Below are 16,225 nucleotides of genomic sequence, written 5' to 3'. Positions count from 1 at the left end.
GAGGGCACCACGGTGCACATCTCCGCTGACGCTGCCGGCCTGCTCAACGACACGTTCAAGACCGACGCCGTCAAGGCCGGCCTCCTCGTCGGAATCGCCAAGATCACCGTCAACACCAAGTAGCACCACCCCGAGTCACCCTGGCTCGAACACACCAAGGGCCCGCCACGACAGTGGCGGGCCATTCGTGTGCGTTCAGCTAGTCGAGGTCGACCTTTGCATTCTCGCCGACGTCGCCGACCGAGCCGGTGATCTTCGACTTGACGAAGCTCACGACAGAGGCGACGCGCCCGCCGGGGCTGTCCCAGTACTCGGCGCCCGACGCGGAGAACTTGATGAGCGTCACGTTCGGGTCGTCGGGGCCGTCGGGAAACCACGCCTCGACGAACGGGTTCCAGTACTCCGCGACCCGGGCCGGGTCATCCAGCTGTTCGGCCGTGCCCGTGAGCGAAACCCACGTGTCGTTCGAGGCGAACGAGACCCCGGCGGACGGGTTGATTTCGAGCTCTGCGACCTCGTTGGAGTCGCGGGCGACGATAAACCAGAGGTCTCCGTCGAACTCGGCCTCCTGCACGGTCAGGGGGCGGGCGACGAGTTCGCCGAGGGTGCTGATGGTCGTCACCATGGCGAATCGAAAATCGCGGATGAGTTCGGCCACCTTGGCCACGTCGGCTGAGGCATCAGACATGTTTTCTCCTTTTGTCGGTACCGTCCACCCTGCGGCAGCGTTCCTCTGATCACCAGGGGATGGACTTGTTCGTGCAAGGGGAGTATTCCCGCGACGGCAGACGAAAAAGACGGCCGACTCTAGTCGCGCAGTGAATCTCGGATGCGCGCCACGATGAGCGCGCGCATGTCGCGGCCGAGCACGGTCGGCAAAAGCGGGAACACGTGCACCTGCCCGACTCCCTCGTGATAGTCGAGCGCGACTCCGGAGGCCGCCGCCTTCTCGACGAGAAGACGAGCGTCGGGGTTGAGCACGTCGCGCGTTCCCGAGAACATCGTGATCGGCCCGAGGCCAGCGAGTTCGCCGAACAGTGGACTCACGACCGGGTCGAGCACCTCGCGGTCGCCGCGCCAGTACTCGGCGAAGACCTTGCCACCCGGCGTCGCGAGCCATGGGTCGCTCGGCTGAACCCGGGGAATGTGCGGGTTGCTCCAACTGAGATCGAGCGCCGGCGAGATGAGAACCGTCTGCGGCAGCGCGATGTCATGCTCATCGCGCAGCGCTAGCGCGACCGACAGTGAGATCTGGCCGCCGGCGGAGTCGCCACCGATGCCGGTTCTGCCATAGCGCTCGAGGTTGTCGCGAACGAGGTCGCCGACGAAGGCCGCGGTCTCAGCGGCCGTGCCGAACGGAACGAGCGGGTAGATCGGGATGGTCACGGTGGTGTTCGCCTCGACGGCGATCTGCGCGGCCAGGTTCCAGTGCTGGCTCACGATCTCGTTGACCCAGCCGCCTCCGTGCAGGTAGACGAAGCTCCCGACGGGCGTTCCGACGCGCGGCACGACCGTGTACACGGGCCAACCGCCCCGATGCTCGACGTCGACGCGAACATCCGGATGCAGTCGGCCGGGCGGGGCGTACGACGACGGCCTGAGCTCGCGTGCGCGCACATGCCTCTGCGCCTCGTCGGCGTCGACGAAGATGCGATTCGCGCGCGTGAGCCGCAGGGCGGGAGCGACGATGGCGCTCGGAATGGTGACCATGGCTTCTATTGTGGAGTGCGCTGCTGCGAGGGTGTCATGCGAAGTCGAGTGCGTCGCCCGTTTCGAGCAGCGACTTGAGCGCGGGAGTCACCATCGGCCAGCCCGTCGTCGTCGCCGACCGCGAGGATCGCGCTGCCCGTCTCGAATCCGGTGTGCGTCACCGTGACCTTGGACTGCGCGCCGGCCTCCTCGATGTCGAACGTCGCCGTCGAGCGCAGCTCGGTCGCCATGGCCGCGGCCAGCCCGTCGTCGTTCTCGGTCTCGGGGGAGCGATTGTCGGGGCCCTTCTGAGCTAGAGATGCGGGCGCGCGCGACGTAGTCTTCCGCCATGAGAAGGCAGTCTTTGGTCAAGAGAATTGCGGCGCTCGAGCCCGGCGAGATCTTCGTGTTCGGCTCGAACGCGAGCGGGCATCACGGTGCGGGGGCCGCGGCGCAGGCGCAGCGCGACTTCGGCGCCGTATGGGGCGAGGGCCACGGGCTCCATGGTCAGTCGTACGCGATAGACACGATGAGCGGGCTCGGCATTCTCGAGCGCGAGATCGGTGCGTTCGTCGATTTCGCAGAGACGCGCCCCGACCTCACCTTTCTGGTCACCGAGATCGGCTGCGGAATCGCGGGCTACATGCCGGCCGACGTGGCGCCGCTCTTCCCCCGAGTTCCACTGAACGTGCGCCTTCCCGAGTCGTTCGTCAGCGAGCTGAGCCCCGGGCGGTAGGCGCGACGTCAGACGTGGATGGTGGCGACGGGGTACTGCAAGATCTTTGCGTCTCCGGTGACCAGAGTGAGTCCCTCCGAGAGGGCCTGCGCGACGAGCATGCGATCGAACGGGTCACGATGCAGATCGGGCAAGCCTGCAAGCACCACTGCGTGCGCGGCTGCTCCCGGCAGCTCCATGTATCCGTTCGTGAGCAGGCCCGCCCGCAGGGCCGCCAGATCCACATCGAAATCAGGTCGGGCCGGGGAATTCTTCATCGAAATCTCCCAGTGCGTCGCGGCGCTGACGACGAGTGTGTTGTCGGTCGTCTCGAGCAGCGTCCGAATACGTGGTGTCAGGCGGGAGCTGCCTGTCGCTGCCCAGAGAACGACATGTGTATCGAGGAGCAACCTCATTCGTCGGAGGAAAAGCATGGCGTACATCGGCTTCGACGTCGAGGGCGCCCGCCTCGACCGCATCGCGTCGCTGCAGCACCGCGCCGCAACCTTCGCGGCAGACATCCGCGCTACCGCCTGATGTGCTCACTGAGGTGCGGGAAACGGTCGCCTCAACACGCGTCGAAGCGACCGTTCTCCGCACTTCAATGACGCACAGCGGCGTCAGGTGCGGTCGCGGCGCTCCTCGTGCATTTCCGCGAGTATCCGGGTGTGCAGTTCAGACTCGGATGAGTCGTTCGGGTCCATGCCGAAGAGCCAGGTCAGGCCGCGGAATCCACGTTGTTCATGGACTCGAGTTTGGAACGCCGGCGAGAGCGGACGTACCCTTGACTGCACGAGACAAGGAGGCCGTCGTGACGATATCTCGCATGCTCGCCCAGATGACGGTGAGCGATTCCGCCCGGTCCATTCCCTGGTACTCGCTGCTGTTCGGGAGAGGGCCCGACGCGCATCCGATGGACGGCCTCGTCGAGTGGTACCTCGCCGACACGTTCGGCGTGCAGGTGTGGGTCGAGCCTGAGCGGGCGGGCACATCGAGCATGGTGCTCGACGACGACGATCTGGATGCCCGGGTGCAGCTTCTCGACGACGCCGGCATCGAGAACGGGGGCATCGGGCCCGCGAGTTCGTTCCGCATTCTGCCGGTGGTCGACCCCGACGGCAACAAGATCGTGTTCGTAGAAAGCGGCGCCTCTGGTGCATAGCTCTCACGCAGCAGGGATAATCGTTTGAGAAGCGAGTGATGACGATGACACAGATGTCGGCCAGCCACGTGCGGGTCAGGTGCTGGGTTCCCAGATAGCCGGTGTATTCGGCGTGGTGTTCGTTTCGGTCAATTCGGCCGCGCTTCCGGCAGTCGCGCGCATCGCTCTGATCGCCATCGCTGTAGCCGCACTGGTCACGATCATGATCCTCAGTGTGCGGGGCCATCGCGGTCGGGCGCAGCCCGATGACGAGTCATCGACCGTTGCCGGGCACCAAGGCGACCGTTCTCCATTCGGGTGGAAGTATTGGCTGGTGGTGGCGATCGAGGCCGTCGCTCTCTTCGGCTGCAGCCGGATTCTCACCGGTCTGGGTTTTCCGGAGCTGGGCGTCGCGTGGGTGGCTGTGGTGGTCGGCACGCATCTCTCCGCACTCGCGCGCATCTTCGGCCTCGCGCGATTCCACGTGCTCGGTGCTGTCCTCACCGCTTGCGGCGTCGCCGGTTTTCTGCTGAGGCCTCGTCGCCCTCGTCGACCCGATCGCCGTGGTCAGCGGGGTCGTGAGCGGATTCGTGCTTCTCGCGCTTGGGCTGTGGGCATTCGCCCCGGCGCGCCGGCGCTGAAAGGGAGAGCCTGGTGAACGGGCGGAGGGCTGGAATATAACCCCGTTCGGGGGTGAGGCGCTACCCCGGCTCATGAACAGCATTCGTGCACAAGACTTTTGGACACCTGCAGGGCTCACGCTGCCCCGCAGCGAGTTCAGTGACCCGATCGAAAGGCACATCTCATGACAGACACGTTCTCTACGGCAGAAACGCCGGGAACCGATTCCGGCACCTCCGGAGCGGTCGACACCGCGAAACAGGCCGCAGGCACAGCCAAGGAGCAGGCGAGCGAAGTCGGTCACCAGGCCGCGCAGAACGCCAAGCAGGTCGCCGGCACCGCCAAGGAAGAGGCGACCAAGGTCGCATCCGAGGCCAAGCAGCAGGCCAAGCAGCTGTTCAACGAATCCCGGTCGCAGCTGACCGAGCAGGCCGGTGTGCAGCAGGCGCGCGTCGCCTCGGGACTGCGCTCCGTGAGCGACGAACTGTCGAGCATGGCGAACAACTCCGAGCAGCAGGGCGTCGCATCCGAGCTCGTGTCGACCGTCGCATCGCGCGCCGGATCCGTCGCCTCCTGGCTCGACGGGCGTGACCCCTCTTCGGTGCTCGACGAGGTCAAGCGCTTCGCTCGCCGCCGCCCGGGAACCTTCATTGCGGTCGCTGCCGCCGTCGGCGTCGTCGCAGGTCGCCTGGTGCGCAACCTCGCCTCCGAGGCCAAAGACGAGCACGACGCCGACAGCGCTCTCGGCGCTGGCTCCGCGTCGACGGGCGCATCCGCGGCCCCGTCGCTGCCGCCGGTTCCTCCCGTGACCGACGTGCCCGGCTACGCCGCGCCCTCCGTCTCTGACCCGTACTCGAGTGCCGGTACGCTCGGGGCTGACGGCACCCTCGGCGCCGATGGCACGCTCGGCGCCCTCGGAACGACGTACCCCGAAGCGGGTCGACCATGACAGACGCACCTACGCCGTCTGAGCAGAAAGCCGCCACGACGTCGCTCGGCGACCTGCTGGGCGAAGTCTCGCGCGACATCTCCACGCTCATGCGTCAGGAGGTCGAGCTTGCGAAGGCCGAGATCAAGCAGTCCGCCGGCCGTGCAGGCAAGGGAGCCGGTCTCCTCGGCGGTGCCGGATACGCCGGCGCCATGGCTGTTCTCTTTCTGTCGATCGCTGCCTGGTGGGGCCTCGGACACCTGATCGACAACGGCTGGTCTGCCGTCGTCGTCGCGGTCGTGTGGGCGATCATCGCGCTCGTGTTGTTCCTGATCGGCCGCAAATCCCTCAAGGAAGTCGACGGGGCACCCCGCACCGTCGAATCCCTCAAGAAGATCCCCGAAACACTGAAGAAGAATGAGGAAAACCGATGACTGACTACACCGAAAGCGACCCAGACAAGATTCGCGCCGACATCGAGCGCACCCGGGGAAACCTGGGCAGCGACGTCGATGCGCTGGCCGATAAGGTCACGCCCTCGAAGGTCGTCGAGCGAGAGAAGGCGAAGATCCGCGAGCAGTTCAGCTCTGTCAAGGACCGCGTGTTCGGCGCTGCCGACGACGCGAAGGGCTCGGCCTCGTCTCACTTGAATGACGCGGGCGAATCGGTCTCGGGCGCAGCCCACACCGCGGTTGCCAAGGCGCAGGGCGCCCCCCTCGCCGTGGGCCTCATCGCCTTCGGTGTCGGTGCGCTCGTGGCCTCGCTGCTGCCGACCAGCACCAAGGAGAAAGAACTCGCATCGCAGGTCAAGGAGGCCGCCCAGCCCCTCGTCAGCGAAGTCAGCGATGTCGCCAAAGAGGTCGCCGACAATCTGCGCGGTCCGGCTCAGGACGCAGCCGAGGCCGTGCGTTCCCAGGCGATGGATGGCGCGGACACGGTCAAGAGCGAAGCCACCGGCGCCGTCGACGATGTCAAGGGCAGCGCGGCCGACGCCAAGCACGCCGTGCAGAACGACATCTCGTAACCAGCCTGTAAAAATGCCCGGGCGGCAGCGGCGTCACGCCGTTGCCGCCCGGGCGTCGTGCGCCCAAACACCCTACGATCACCGAGAGCAACGGAACCAGAGATGACCGACACCGGAACAGACGACCGTCGTAAAGCCGCGCCATCGCCCGACGATCCCCGCAAACCCGACGGCCCCGACGACCTCCACAAGCGGTCGTGGAAGTACGTTCTGCGCAAGACGATGCGCGAGTTCATGTCGGACCAGTGTCAGGACATCGCCGCATCGCTGACTTACTACGGCGTGCTCGCGCTCTTTCCCGCACTCATCGCGCTGGTCTCTCTGCTCGGCGTGATCGGGCAGGGCAAACAGGCGATCAATGCGCTGTTGGAGATCGTGCAAGAGGTCGCCCCCGGCGACACGGTAGACACGATCCGAGGGCCGCTCGAGCAGTTCTCGTCGTCGCCCGCGGCCGGCTTCGCCCTCGTCTCGGGCATCGTCCTGGCCATCTGGTCGGCGTCGGGCTATGTCGGAGCTTTCAGCCGTGCGATGAACCGCATCTACGAGATCGACGAGGGGCGCCCTTTCTGGAAGCTGAAGCCGGTGCAGTTGCTCGTCACCGTGATCGCCATCGTCTTGATTCTGGTCATCGCGTTGCTGCTCGTGGTATCGGGCCCGGTGACGGATGCGATCGGCGACGCTCTCGGGGTGGGCGCGGCGGCGAAGGTGGTCTGGTCGATCGCGAAGTGGCCCGTGCTGGCGCTCGTCGTGGTGCTCATCATCGCGATCCTCTACTACGCGACGCCCAATGCGAAGCAGCCCAAATTCCGCTGGATGAGCATGGGCGCGTTCGTCGCGCTCGTCGTGCTGGTGATCGCGTCGCTGCTCTTCGGAATCTACGTGGCGAACTTCGCGAACTACGACAAGAACTACGGCCCGCTGGCCGGCGTCGTGATCTTCTTGCTCTGGCTCTGGATCGCGAACCTCGCCCTGCTCTTCGGCGCGGAATTCGACGCCGAACTCGAACGAGGTCGACAGTTGCAGGCCGGAATAGCCGCGGAAGAGGACATCCAGTTGCCGCCCCGCGACACCCGCAAGAGCGACAAGACCGAGGCGGCCGAGAAGAAGGACATCGAAGAGGGTCGACGGATCAGACAGGAGAACTCCTGACGAAGAGCTGATCCGGCGTTGCCGGCTTCGGCCCGGACGATGTCGACGTCAGCCGGTGCTGGACTCGTTGGCCTGCGGAGCGGAGGAGAGGACGCTGCTCATCGCGACCGAAGGTGCGGGCTGGCCAACGTAGGCGGTGAGGAGAATCATCAGATCGGCGAGCATCGTCTCGGCCTCGTCGGGGGTGACTCCGAAGTTCTTCGCATAGGTGGCACGGCCTGCCTCGACACGATCGGCGGTGCTCATATGCAAGATCCTGGGTCTTCCGTGGTGTTGATGATGGAGTAGAGCGCGTCACGGAGGTGCCCGAGGAGTGCCGGGTCAACAGACTGCACGGCCAACTGTTCTGCGTGCGCCGCCTTCCCTGCAATGGCCGCCCTGAGGCGGTCTCCGTCGGCAGTAAGAGCGGGACTACGTGCACGGCGATCACGCGGGTCGGCATGTCGCTCGATAAGTCCGACCTTTTCCAGACGATCGAGCTCGGCTACGAGGGTTGTCTTGTCCATTCCGAGAGCTCGACCCAGTTCGATCTGGGTGAGTCCGTGCGTCTTGTCGAGCGCACTCAGAAGAATGTGGTCGCGGAGGGTCAAGCCGTGTCGTTCCGCCTCAGCTCCGACGGCGGTATGTAGGCGCTGAGCCGCTCGATGCAGCAACCAGGTCAGTTCCGAGTCTGGCCCCGGCCCGAGTAAGAAATAAGCCTGAGTCTCGTCTGTCTTATCGTCATCGGATTCGGCGATTCTCGAAGTGGGCATGGTCGTATTCTCACGCATCAGCATGGGGGTAGGGGACGGGTAGCTGGGGGATGGAATCGTAAGCGCCGACGTCGTGAGCAGGGACGATCCGCATCAGTTTGCTGAGCGCGATGCTGCGTTGAAGGCCTAGGCGAACGGTCTCGGCATCGACGTCGGCCATGCGTCGAAGCATCCACGGCCGTTCAGCACCACGGGTGATGCCGTCCATCTGCCAGGTCAGGTCACCGATGAAGCCGTATCGTTCGCCACTGGGAAGCGTGACGAAGACGACGACGGAGCCGAATGTGTGGCCGCCTGCTAAAGCCACGACGACGGACCCGTCACCGTAGACGTCGAAGCTGGCGGGAAATCCCAGGTACGCGGGGCCGGTGAGCTTGTACTCGTGAATGTCCAGGTTCTGTGACACTTCTCTGAATACCGCGCCGTGGGCATCGCTGGCTCCGTAGCGGAGTTCCTCGGAGTTGATCCACACCGGCACCTTCAGCGAATCCAGACCGCTGACGTGGTCCCAGTGCGTGTGTGTCACGAGCACTCCCAGCATTCGGGACCAGTCGTAACCTGCGGCGTTCAGCTGCTCGGCTACGGTCTTGCCGAGCTTGTATGGCGCGCGTTCCACTCGCGCCAGCATCTTCAGGTGCTCTTTCACATGGATACCGAACCCGGCGTCGATCAAGAGATCACCGTGCGGGTGACTGATCAGCACGGCCGTGGCGGCGAAAGACCGTTTGTCCAGAATCGAGCCGCCTGACACGGCCAACGCGGCGCGAGTGGTGTAGACGCCCGTCGGGAGACGGTAGAGAGCCGTCTCGGCTGGCGGCTTTGCGGCAGGTAATGGCGCGGACCAGAAGGGAGAAGGTGTCGAGGTCATGTTCAAAATAATATCAGATGGGATGATATGAGGTCGGACTAATTGTGACGTGCCCTGTGAGCGCGGTCGCCATGCCACTCTGGTGTCGTGACAGAACTCCTCGTCGTCTTCGTGATCGCCTTCGCCGTGATCGCCGCATCGACCGTGCTCGGAAGGCGGTTGGGCATCGCGTCGCCGCTCATACTCGTCGCGATCGGCGTGGCGGCCAGCTTTCTGCCCCTGTTCGACACGATCGAGATCGAACCGGAGTGGATCCTCGCCGGCGTGCTTCCTCCACTGCTCTACTCGTCGGCCGTGTCGATGCCGGCCATGAACTTTCGTCGGGAATTCTTGACAATCAGCGGCCTGTCGGTCGCCCTGGTCATCGCCAGCTCGCTCGTGCTCGGCCTCTTCTTCATGCTCGTGATCCCTGATCTCGGCTTCGCCTGGGGAGTCGCCCTCGGCGCGATCATCAGTCCGACGGATGCCGTGGCCACCTCCATCGTCAAGCAGACCTCGGTATCGAAACGGGTCGTGGCGATACTCGAGGGCGAGAGCCTGCTGAACGACGCGACCGCGCTGGTGCTGCTGCGCACCGCGATTGTGGCCACGGCCGCATCGTTCTCGTTCTGGGGAGCGGCCGGAACGTTCGCCTACTCCGTCATGATCGCCATCATCATCGGACTGCTCGTCGGCTGGGGCAACCTCGTCATCCGCAAGCGCGTCACGGATCCCACCGTGAACACCGTCATCTCGTTCGTGGTGCCGTTCGCCGCTGCCGTGCCCACCGAGTTGTTGGGCGCATCCGGTCTCGTCGGTGCCGTCGTCGCCGGGCTGATCACGGGCATCCGGGCACCGCGCTATCTGTCGGCGCAGAACCGGCTCTCGGATTCGCAGAACTGGCGCACGGTCGAACTCGTGCTCGAGGGCGCCGTCTTTCTCACGATGGGGGTGCAGATCTCATCGATCGTGGCAAACGTCGAGCGGGACCACGAGGGGACCGGCGTCGCCGTGCTCATCGCGGCGGGTGCGCTCGTGCTCACGATTCTGGTGCGCGCGGCGTATGTGGCACCGCTGCTCTGGGTGCTGTCGCGCCTGCGCGCCCGCAACGTGAAGCTGCAGGACAGGATGCTCGACATACGCGAGAAGATGAGCACGCCCGAGGGTGCCGAGCAGATGTTCGGGCCCGGCAGTGGGCGTCGGCGCATGCCGTCACAGGGCCAGATCGAGCGATTCGGTCGTCGCATCGTGCAGTCCCTCGCCGACATAACGTACTTCCGCAACGCGCCGCTCGGCTGGCGGGATGGCACCGCCGTCGTCTGGGCCGGCATGCGCGGGGCCGTCACGGTGGCCGCCGCGCAGACCCTGCCCGACGACACGCCGCAGCGGTCGGTGCTGGTACTCATCGCGTTCGCCGTGGCGGTGATGTCGCTGCTCGTGCAGGGTGGAACGATCGCCGCGTTGCTGCGGGCGATCGCTCCGAAGGTCGATCAGGCCGCGGTCGACGAGAAGACGAATGCCGAGCGGGCGCGGCTGATGCAGCTGATGAAAACGAGCGGCGACGCGGTTCCCCCGGGGCAGCCCGCCGAGCAGTCCACGCAGGGCTTTCTCTCGGCGAAAGAGCACGAGCTGGCTGTACTCGAGGCGCAGCGCGCGGCGCTGCTCGAGGCCCGAGACCACGGCACCTTCGACGCGGATGTGCTGGCCTACGCCCTGCAGATCGTCGACGCGTCGCAGATCGCGATCGAGATGCGCGGAGGCCCGAAGGGCTGACCGGGCGCCGATCGCTCAACAGGACGGAATCGAGACGCGCCGCGTGCGTCAGCGCGAAACGCCGGCCTCGACGCAGTCCGTCCTGGTGAACGGCTCGAGTGACTAGCCGAGCTTCTTGAGCGCTTCGATCGTGCCGGCCCAGCTGTGCGACGAGATGGCATCGGCGAACGTGGAATCACCGCGACCCTTGCCGAGGCTTTCGCCCGTGGCGTCGTCGATGATCTCGACGGTGTGACCCTTTTCGGGTTCGTCGCCGCTGCCCTCCTCGAAGAACTCGACGCGCAGGATGCGGCCGTCCAGTTTTCCCGACACGACGGCGCCGTCGCCGACGTCTGAAGACGTGACGGTCACGAAAGGACCTTCGCCGAGGGTGGCGAGAGACTCATTGACCTGATTGATGAGTGAGGACGTGTTCATTGTGCTCCTAAGCGTCGAACGAAGCCTCAGGCTAACCACGTCGCCGCCGGCATCTCCAGCCCTTGACTGTGCTGGGACGGTCAGATGGTGATGTCCACGCCTGCAAGTTCTTCGACCTGACGCCAGACCCGTTCGGCGACAGCCGCGCCGGGGGCGGCCGTTCGAGCGGGCGTCTCGATCTGAACCGGCTCGCCTCGCACGCGGCCACGCGGCGCGAAGTACTCTCCTCCGCGAACCGCCGGGTCGGTCAACGCCCGCACGCTCGACCACGCCGCCGGGTCTTTGCCCTGTGCCCACGGCGTGTAGGGATTTCTCTGGTACGGCGTCGTCGCATCCCGGATGCCGGCACGCTGCGGCGTCTTCGCGTCGACCCCGACGCCGGGACGAGTCGCCACGGATGCAACCGGCAGACCGGCGGCCTTGAGTCGTCGATCGAGCTCGAAGGCGAACACCTCGGTCGCGGTCTTCGTCTTGGTATAGGCCCCAATGGCCGTCTTCGGAAGGCGGCGGAGATCAGCGCGCGTCGCGCTTCTCGTAGGCGTCGAAGATGCCTTTCGCGCTCTCCATGTCGAGCGGCATCGAGGTGTGCTCGTGAGTGATCTTCCACTCGCCGTCGCTCTTCTCGAGCGTCACGGTGATGCGGTTCATCATCGAGTCCACCTGTTCGCCGTCTTCCGTGACCTCGGCGTAGCGCACGGCGGCGTGCGCGAACGCCACGTCGTCGCGCACCGTGGCCACGACCTCGGTGAAGCGTGCTTCGCACAGCTTGTCGCCCAGGCTCTCGAACCACATCGTCACCATCGGGCGCCACGCATCGACGCCCGCGAACTCCCACATGCCCCACGAGTCGAAGACGAGGGTGTCGTCGGAGTAGAGCTCGAGGAACCGATCGACGTCTTTGGCGAGTACGGCCGACGTGTAGTTCTCGAACAGGGTCGTGATGGGATTCGATTCAAGAGGCATGTGCCTATCCTGCCGTTCTGTAGCGCCTGTGCGGTTCGCGCTCGAGTGTGTTCCTAGTAGGAATATACCTATCAGGAACCTAGAGTGATGTCCATGGGCGAATCCACTCTGTCGACGACGGCATACGCGCTGCTGGGCCTGCTCGTATTCGACCGCGAGAACCCCGACGGCATGACCGGCTACGAACTCAAGCAGCGCGCCGACTTCACGCTGCGCTATTACTGGGTCAGCCCGGCAATGAGTCAGATCTACACCGAGCTGCGCAAACTCTCCGAGGCCGAGTTCGTCGAGACGGCCCCATCCGACGGCCCCGCCCGCTATCGCGTGACCGAACTCGGCGAAGAGCAGCTGCAGACGTGGCTCTTCCACGGCGAGGTCGGCTTTCCGATTCTCAAGCACCCGGTGGCCCTGCGCCTGCTCATGGGGCGACTGTCGACGCCCGATGCATTGGGTGCGATGCTCGATGGGCATCTGCATGACCTGTCGGCGCGCCGGGCCGACCTGCAGGGTGTGCGCAACATGCTCGGAGACGAGCACGACGTTCGCTACGCCGCCATGGTGGCCGACTGGGGTCTCGCCTACTACGACAGCGAGGCCCGCATCGTGGCGGGCCTGCGCGAGCGCCTCGAGGTCATGGACTGAACCCGTCTGACCGCTACTCCGCCAGCACGGCCAGCTCGGCCAGCACGCGGGGATGCGCGAGCACGCGAAAGTGCCCGCCCGTGTCGAGCCGCACGTTCTTGGCGCCGACGAGTTCGCTGCCCGCGGGAACATGCGGATCGAATTCCCCGTAGACCGACACGACGCGGGCGTTGACCGACTCGTCGTGCGCGAGTGCGAGGATCGTGGCGTCTTTCGGCGAGAAGATGCGCAGGCTCGGCAGCACCATGAATCGCGCGTACACCGAGCCCCCGAAGGGGGCGGCGACGGCCAGCATCGACCTGACCCGGGCCGCCTCGCTGCCCACGCTCATGACGTACTTGCCGATGAGTCCGCCCTTGCTGTGCGACACGAGCACCACGTCGCTCAGCTCATGCTCGGCGAGAAACGCCGACACGAGCTCGGCGGCCTCGACGACGGGCCGGTTGTTCCAGCTGAGCGCGTCGACGACGAACACCGGATGCCCGCGGCCGTGCAGGGCCCGGATCAGCGGCTGCATGAAGCGCCACGTCTCATACACGCCGGGAATGACGACGATCGACGTGGCCGCGCCCGACCGGAACGAGGCCGCATCGGTTCGCGCGATGATCGCCCGGGCCTGCCAGTAGAGGGCGTAGGCGTAGTCGCGTGCCCACCATCCCGCGATGCGGAACGCCCTCACGGCGACCCCCTCACGCCGATGCCCTCGCGCGTGCGGGGCGAGCCGCAGGTCGCCCGAGTTCTTCCGCCACGAAGCTTCGGATCGCCCCGGCGACGGCTTTCGGGGCCGTGAACTGAACGACGTGCCTGTTGCGGGGAACTGTGACGAGGCATCCGTTCGGCGCCCGCGACACGAGCACCCGGCACCAGTCGTCGCCCGCAATGGGGTCGTTGCCGCCGCGCATGACGAGCAGCGGCTGGGCGAGCGAGGCGACGCGCTCGTCGATGGGGTAGCTCAGCATGGGCTTCGACTGAGCGAGGTAGTAGCGCGAGCCGCAGCGCAGGTAGTCGATAAAGACGACGGCGTTGGTCAGCGGCGGCTCGCCCAGAATGTCGACGGTCAGGGCCCGGGCTTGGGCCAACAGCGTGCGGTGCGCGACATCGGTGACCGGGCCGATGGCCACGACTCGAGACACGAGATCGGGCCTCAGCAGGGCGAGTTCGACCGCCCACTGCGCTCCCATCGAGTGCCCGACCAGCACGGCGTCGCGCACCGCGAGTTCGTCGAGTGACGCGGCCATGATGAGAGCCATCTCACGCACGCTCGGCGAGAACCCCGGCTTGGCTGCGCCGCCGAAGCCGGGCAGGTCGAGCGAGTAGACGGTCGAGTCGAGCTCGAGCTCTGTACGTAGTCGCGACATGTAGCGATGCGAGGTTCCGATGCCGTGCACGAGCACGAATTGCCGAGACGAGTCGGATGCCTTAAGCCGGGCCGCGCCGCCGAACACACGGATGCCTGTGGTCAGCGTTCGGAAGGGTCGCATCCCTTCACGTTAGACGGTCGAGCATCAAGAACCCGGTGTCGTTGACGACGGGTGGTTGGCCGTAAGCCCCGCGGGCCGACACAACGACCGGATGCGCGGGGTCGGCTATCACCGGCCCGCGCGTAAATCTATGGGGCGGCACCGAATGCCCGCGGCTACGTAGATTTGCAGGATGAAGAAAATGATCGCAACCTCCATTGTCGCAACGGCCGCGGTGCTCCTGCTTGCGGGATGCACGGGCGAGGCCCAAGACACGCACTTCATCGGCACTGCCACGCCGTCGCCCTCGGTCTCGGAGACGCCCACGCCGACTCCGTCCCCCACCGTGACGCCGACGCCCACGCAGACCCCCGCTGAGACCGACAACATCTGATCCAAGCCCGATCCGACTGTCGGCGCAGCGCGGTAACCTGCGAAGCATGAAACACGTCACCCTCGGAACGACCGACCTGACCGTCTCCCAGCACATTCTGGGGCTGATGCGCATTCCCGAGCTGTCGGCATCCGAAATTCGAACCCTCGTGGGCGATGCCCAGGCCGAGGGCATCACCTTCTTCGATCACGCCGACATCTACGGCGGCACGCCCGGCAGCCCCGATCACGTGTGCGAGACGCTGTTCGCCGACGCGCTGAACTACACGGCGGCCGAGCGCGAACAGATGGTGCTGCAGACGAAGTGCGGAATCCGCCCTGGCTTCTTCGACTTCTCGGCCGAACACATCCTCGACTCGGTTCACGGTTCGCTGAAGGCGCTGAAGACCGACTACCTCGACCTGCTGCTGCTGCACCGCCCCGACGCGCTCGTCGAACCCGATGAGGTGGCCGCCGCGTTCGAGCAGTTGCACGCCGAGGGCAAGGTGCGGCACTTCGGGGTCTCGAACCACACGCCCGGTCAGATCGAGCTGCTCAAGAAGTCGGTCGCGCAGCCGCTCGTCGTGAACCAGGTGCAGCTGAGCATTACGCACGCACCGTCGATCACCTCAGGGCTCGCCATGAACATGGCGCACGCCGAGCAGTCCGTCGATCGGCACAACGGGGTGCTCGACTATTGCCGACTCAACGACATCACGGTGCAGGCCTGGTCGCCGTTTCAGGCGGGGGCAACGGGTGGCGTCTTTATCGGCGACCGCGAGAACTATCCCGAGCTAAACGACGTGCTCGACGAGCTTGCGGCCGCCTACGGCGTGACGCCCACTGCGATCGCTGCAGCCTGGGTCACCCGGCATCCGGCCCGCATCCAGCTCGTGCTCGGCACGACGAAGGGCTCGCGCGTGCGTGAGGCGGCGGCCGGCTCCGAGATCGAGTTGACGAGGCCGGAGTGGTACAGCCTGCTGGTCGCGGGCGGCGGACTGGTGCCCTGAGGGCGCGGCCCGCTGCGGCCGCGGCATCCGCGCCCACTCGGTTCATCCGCTGCCGGACGACTCGGCGCCCATAGCCCCAGCGGGCGCGGATACGTTCGCCGCTCAGACGGAGTCGTTCTTCGTGACGGTCTCCTCGACCGCGACGCGCTCCTTCTGAACGTCGGCCGACACCTCGCGCTGCTCGGTGACGGTCTCTTTCTCGAGGTGAACCTTCGCGACCGGCACGCGCTCCTTCTGCACGACGACGCGTTCCTCCCAGAGCACGCCATCCTCGTCGAGCCCGGGTTCGGCCGGGGCCGACCTGAACTCGGAGTCATGATCCGAGCCCCGGTCTGACGATGTCTCGCCATCCCGATCCGATCTCCGATCCGATCTCCGATCCGACACCCGGTCTGACGACGTATCGTCGCCGAGCCTGTAGTGCCGCCGCAACTCGTCTTCCTGCGCTGGATCCAGACCGCCGTCCGCATCCGGCCTCGGAGCATTCTTCACGAGTTCTTTCGTGAACGGCACCGTGACGTCGTCGTGCTCCCACGTGGCATCGTCGAGCGGAACGAACGTCGAGTGTCGACCCAGGGCCCCGACGTGAACCTCGGCCCACGTGGGGTGACCGTCTTGGGCGTCGACGAATACCTGAGCTACGCGACCGATTTTCTCCTCATCGACGCCGAAGAGTGTGGCGCCGATGATGCTTTGAATGTTCTTCGATGGAAGCACCGCGG

Annotated in this window: 24 protein-coding genes; 12 read left to right on the top strand and 12 right to left on the bottom strand. The window is 65.8% G+C overall.

All coding sequences use genetic code 11. From position 1 onward, the window contains the following. Nucleotides 1-199 precede the first annotated feature (199 nt). The gene (locus ACE5CZ_RS01390) at nt 200-688 is read right to left on the bottom strand and encodes a pyridoxamine 5'-phosphate oxidase family protein (protein ID WP_374945567.1); all 489 of its coding nucleotides are present in this window, start codon (nt 686-688) and stop codon (nt 200-202) included. A 119-nt stretch (nt 689-807) separates the two neighbouring features. Continuing rightward, nucleotides 808-1,710 (bottom strand): alpha/beta hydrolase fold domain-containing protein, encoded by a 903-nt coding sequence (locus ACE5CZ_RS01385; protein ID WP_374945566.1) that lies wholly within the window; start codon nt 1,708-1,710, stop codon nt 808-810. 74 nt (nt 1,711-1,784) lie between these two features. Here ACE5CZ_RS01385 and ACE5CZ_RS01380 point away from each other — a divergent pair, with 74 nt between their 5' ends. Together ACE5CZ_RS01380 and ACE5CZ_RS01375 are read left to right on the top strand one after the other, a co-directional pair. Beyond that, nucleotides 1,785-2,006 (top strand): hypothetical protein, encoded by a 222-nt coding sequence (locus ACE5CZ_RS01380; RefSeq protein WP_374945565.1) that lies wholly within the window; start codon nt 1,785-1,787, stop codon nt 2,004-2,006. 32 nt (nt 2,007-2,038) lie between these two features. Next, a complete protein-coding gene (locus ACE5CZ_RS01375; RefSeq protein ID WP_374945564.1) occupies nt 2,039-2,425 on the top strand; it encodes a hypothetical protein in 387 nt (128 codons plus the stop codon). Nucleotides 2,426-2,433: 8 nt separating this feature from the next. Here the strand turns inward: ACE5CZ_RS01375 and ACE5CZ_RS01370 are convergent, their stop codons facing one another. Next, nucleotides 2,434-2,820, bottom strand: coding sequence for a type II toxin-antitoxin system VapC family toxin (locus tag ACE5CZ_RS01370; RefSeq protein WP_374945563.1), 387 nt, complete (start codon nt 2,818-2,820; stop codon nt 2,434-2,436). A gap of 395 nt (nt 2,821-3,215) precedes the next feature. On the opposite strand from ACE5CZ_RS01370, the gene ACE5CZ_RS01365 reads away from it, so the two are divergent. The 6 genes from ACE5CZ_RS01365 (at nt 3,216) to ACE5CZ_RS01340 (ending at nt 7,267) form a co-directional block, all read left to right on the top strand. Beyond that, nucleotides 3,216-3,566, top strand: coding sequence for a VOC family protein (locus tag ACE5CZ_RS01365; RefSeq protein ID WP_374945562.1), 351 nt, complete (start codon nt 3,216-3,218; stop codon nt 3,564-3,566). 79 nt (nt 3,567-3,645) lie between these two features. Further along, nucleotides 3,646-4,203: a hypothetical protein gene (locus ACE5CZ_RS01360; protein WP_374945561.1), complete on the top strand. Its 558-nt coding sequence runs from the start codon at nt 3,646-3,648 to the stop codon at nt 4,201-4,203. Nucleotides 4,204-4,350: 147 nt separating this feature from the next. Continuing rightward, on the top strand, nt 4,351-5,115 hold the full coding sequence (locus tag ACE5CZ_RS01355; RefSeq protein ID WP_374945560.1) for a hypothetical protein: 765 nt from the start codon (nt 4,351-4,353) through the stop codon (nt 5,113-5,115). Continuing rightward, the gene (locus ACE5CZ_RS01350) at nt 5,112-5,528 is read left to right on the top strand and encodes a phage holin family protein (protein WP_374945559.1); all 417 of its coding nucleotides are present in this window, start codon (nt 5,112-5,114) and stop codon (nt 5,526-5,528) included. The genes ACE5CZ_RS01355 and ACE5CZ_RS01350 overlap by 4 nt, the downstream gene beginning before the upstream one ends. Beyond that, nucleotides 5,525-6,118 (top strand): DUF3618 domain-containing protein, encoded by a 594-nt coding sequence (locus ACE5CZ_RS01345; protein ID WP_374945558.1) that lies wholly within the window; start codon nt 5,525-5,527, stop codon nt 6,116-6,118. Before ACE5CZ_RS01350 ends, ACE5CZ_RS01345 begins: the two co-directional genes overlap by 4 nt. 102 nt (nt 6,119-6,220) lie before the next feature. After that, nucleotides 6,221-7,267, top strand: coding sequence for a YihY/virulence factor BrkB family protein (locus tag ACE5CZ_RS01340; RefSeq protein WP_374945557.1), 1,047 nt, complete (start codon nt 6,221-6,223; stop codon nt 7,265-7,267). Nucleotides 7,268-7,315: 48 nt separating this feature from the next. On the opposite strand, the gene ACE5CZ_RS01335 is transcribed toward ACE5CZ_RS01340, so the two are convergent. The 3 genes from ACE5CZ_RS01335 to ACE5CZ_RS01325 are packed head-to-tail and all read right to left on the bottom strand — an operon-like array spanning nt 7,316 to nt 8,887. Then, nucleotides 7,316-7,513, bottom strand: a complete 198-nt coding sequence (locus ACE5CZ_RS01335; protein ID WP_374945556.1) for a hypothetical protein — start codon at nt 7,511-7,513, stop codon at nt 7,316-7,318. Further along, on the bottom strand, nt 7,510-8,019 hold the full coding sequence (locus tag ACE5CZ_RS01330; protein WP_374945569.1) for a MarR family winged helix-turn-helix transcriptional regulator: 510 nt from the start codon (nt 8,017-8,019) through the stop codon (nt 7,510-7,512). The genes ACE5CZ_RS01335 and ACE5CZ_RS01330 overlap by 4 nt, the downstream gene beginning before the upstream one ends. 10 nt (nt 8,020-8,029) lie before the next feature. Continuing rightward, nucleotides 8,030-8,887 (bottom strand): MBL fold metallo-hydrolase, encoded by an 858-nt coding sequence (locus ACE5CZ_RS01325; protein WP_374945555.1) that lies wholly within the window; start codon nt 8,885-8,887, stop codon nt 8,030-8,032. An 87-nt stretch (nt 8,888-8,974) separates the two neighbouring features. On the opposite strand from ACE5CZ_RS01325, the gene ACE5CZ_RS01320 reads away from it, so the two are divergent. Further along, complete coding sequence (locus tag ACE5CZ_RS01320; protein ID WP_374945554.1) at nt 8,975-10,639, top strand: cation:proton antiporter; 1,665 nt, start codon at nt 8,975-8,977, stop codon at nt 10,637-10,639. A gap of 102 nt (nt 10,640-10,741) precedes the next feature. On the opposite strand, the gene ACE5CZ_RS01315 is transcribed toward ACE5CZ_RS01320, so the two are convergent. From ACE5CZ_RS01315 to ACE5CZ_RS01305, 3 genes are all read right to left on the bottom strand, one after another. Next, nucleotides 10,742-11,056 carry a hypothetical protein gene (locus ACE5CZ_RS01315; protein ID WP_374945553.1) on the bottom strand — a complete coding sequence of 105 codons (315 nt, stop codon included), beginning with the start codon at nt 11,054-11,056 and terminating at the stop codon, nt 10,742-10,744. An 80-nt stretch (nt 11,057-11,136) separates the two neighbouring features. Then, on the bottom strand, nt 11,137-11,508 hold the full coding sequence (locus ACE5CZ_RS01310; protein WP_374945552.1) for a hypothetical protein: 372 nt from the start codon (nt 11,506-11,508) through the stop codon (nt 11,137-11,139). Nucleotides 11,509-11,569: 61 nt separating this feature from the next. Beyond that, nucleotides 11,570-12,019 (bottom strand): YybH family protein, encoded by a 450-nt coding sequence (locus tag ACE5CZ_RS01305; RefSeq protein ID WP_374945551.1) that lies wholly within the window; start codon nt 12,017-12,019, stop codon nt 11,570-11,572. A 93-nt stretch (nt 12,020-12,112) separates the two neighbouring features. Between ACE5CZ_RS01305 and ACE5CZ_RS01300 the strand changes: the two genes are divergently transcribed. Next, nucleotides 12,113-12,661 (top strand): PadR family transcriptional regulator, encoded by a 549-nt coding sequence (locus tag ACE5CZ_RS01300; protein ID WP_374945550.1) that lies wholly within the window; start codon nt 12,113-12,115, stop codon nt 12,659-12,661. 13 nt (nt 12,662-12,674) lie between these two features. Here ACE5CZ_RS01300 and ACE5CZ_RS01295 read toward each other — a convergent pair whose 3' ends face one another. Beyond that, nucleotides 12,675-13,340 (bottom strand): esterase/lipase family protein, encoded by a 666-nt coding sequence (locus tag ACE5CZ_RS01295; RefSeq protein WP_374945549.1) that lies wholly within the window; start codon nt 13,338-13,340, stop codon nt 12,675-12,677. A 10-nt stretch (nt 13,341-13,350) separates the two neighbouring features. Further along, nucleotides 13,351-14,142, bottom strand: coding sequence for an alpha/beta fold hydrolase (locus ACE5CZ_RS01290; protein ID WP_374945548.1), 792 nt, complete (start codon nt 14,140-14,142; stop codon nt 13,351-13,353). Nucleotides 14,143-14,323: 181 nt separating this feature from the next. Here ACE5CZ_RS01290 and ACE5CZ_RS01285 point away from each other — a divergent pair, with 181 nt between their 5' ends. Both ACE5CZ_RS01285 and ACE5CZ_RS01280 read left to right on the top strand, forming a co-directional pair. After that, nucleotides 14,324-14,515 carry a hypothetical protein gene (locus tag ACE5CZ_RS01285; RefSeq protein WP_374945547.1) on the top strand — a complete coding sequence of 64 codons (192 nt, stop codon included), beginning with the start codon at nt 14,324-14,326 and terminating at the stop codon, nt 14,513-14,515. Between the two features lie 46 nt (nt 14,516-14,561). Continuing rightward, a complete protein-coding gene (locus tag ACE5CZ_RS01280; RefSeq protein ID WP_374945546.1) occupies nt 14,562-15,503 on the top strand; it encodes an aldo/keto reductase family oxidoreductase in 942 nt (313 codons plus the stop codon). Nucleotides 15,504-15,605: 102 nt separating this feature from the next. On the opposite strand, the gene ACE5CZ_RS01275 is transcribed toward ACE5CZ_RS01280, so the two are convergent. Then, complete coding sequence (locus ACE5CZ_RS01275) at nt 15,606-16,220, bottom strand: PRC-barrel domain-containing protein (protein WP_374945545.1); 615 nt, start codon at nt 16,218-16,220, stop codon at nt 15,606-15,608. Nucleotides 16,221-16,225: the final 5 nt, after the last annotated feature.

Origin of the sequence: Agreia sp., from assembly GCF_964263775.1 — a bacterium.
In the GTDB taxonomy this organism is placed as follows: Bacteria; Actinomycetota; Actinomycetes; order Actinomycetales; family Microbacteriaceae; genus Agreia.
Note: the sequence above shows the minus strand (reverse complement) of the source record. Positions and strands in the feature narration are given on the sequence as shown.

Excerpts from the sequence above, each read along its gene's own strand:
- ACE5CZ_RS01390 (WP_374945567.1), bottom strand. The coding sequence starts at position 688 with ATGTCTGATGCCTCAGCCGACGTGGCCAAGGTGGCCGAACTCATCCGC.
- ACE5CZ_RS01385 (WP_374945566.1), bottom strand. The coding sequence starts at position 1,710 with ATGGTCACCATTCCGAGCGCCATCGTCGCTCCCGCCCTGCGGCTCACG.
- ACE5CZ_RS01375 (WP_374945564.1), top strand. The coding sequence starts at position 2,039 with ATGAGAAGGCAGTCTTTGGTCAAGAGAATTGCGGCGCTCGAGCCCGGC.
- ACE5CZ_RS01370 (WP_374945563.1), bottom strand. The coding sequence starts at position 2,820 with ATGAGGTTGCTCCTCGATACACATGTCGTTCTCTGGGCAGCGACAGGC.
- ACE5CZ_RS01355 (WP_374945560.1), top strand. The coding sequence starts at position 4,351 with ATGACAGACACGTTCTCTACGGCAGAAACGCCGGGAACCGATTCCGGC.
- ACE5CZ_RS01350 (WP_374945559.1), top strand. The coding sequence starts at position 5,112 with ATGACAGACGCACCTACGCCGTCTGAGCAGAAAGCCGCCACGACGTCG.
- ACE5CZ_RS01345 (WP_374945558.1), top strand. The coding sequence starts at position 5,525 with ATGACTGACTACACCGAAAGCGACCCAGACAAGATTCGCGCCGACATC.
- ACE5CZ_RS01340 (WP_374945557.1), top strand. The coding sequence starts at position 6,221 with ATGACCGACACCGGAACAGACGACCGTCGTAAAGCCGCGCCATCGCCC.
- ACE5CZ_RS01335 (WP_374945556.1), bottom strand. The coding sequence starts at position 7,513 with ATGAGCACCGCCGATCGTGTCGAGGCAGGCCGTGCCACCTATGCGAAG.
- ACE5CZ_RS01330 (WP_374945569.1), bottom strand. The coding sequence starts at position 8,019 with ATGCCCACTTCGAGAATCGCCGAATCCGATGACGATAAGACAGACGAG.
- ACE5CZ_RS01325 (WP_374945555.1), bottom strand. The coding sequence starts at position 8,887 with ATGACCTCGACACCTTCTCCCTTCTGGTCCGCGCCATTACCTGCCGCA.
- ACE5CZ_RS01315 (WP_374945553.1), bottom strand. The coding sequence starts at position 11,056 with ATGAACACGTCCTCACTCATCAATCAGGTCAATGAGTCTCTCGCCACC.
- ACE5CZ_RS01305 (WP_374945551.1), bottom strand. The coding sequence starts at position 12,019 with ATGCCTCTTGAATCGAATCCCATCACGACCCTGTTCGAGAACTACACG.
- ACE5CZ_RS01300 (WP_374945550.1), top strand. The coding sequence starts at position 12,113 with ATGGGCGAATCCACTCTGTCGACGACGGCATACGCGCTGCTGGGCCTG.
- ACE5CZ_RS01290 (WP_374945548.1), bottom strand. The coding sequence starts at position 14,142 with ATGCGACCCTTCCGAACGCTGACCACAGGCATCCGTGTGTTCGGCGGC.
- ACE5CZ_RS01285 (WP_374945547.1), top strand. The coding sequence starts at position 14,324 with ATGATCGCAACCTCCATTGTCGCAACGGCCGCGGTGCTCCTGCTTGCG.
- ACE5CZ_RS01280 (WP_374945546.1), top strand. The coding sequence starts at position 14,562 with ATGAAACACGTCACCCTCGGAACGACCGACCTGACCGTCTCCCAGCAC.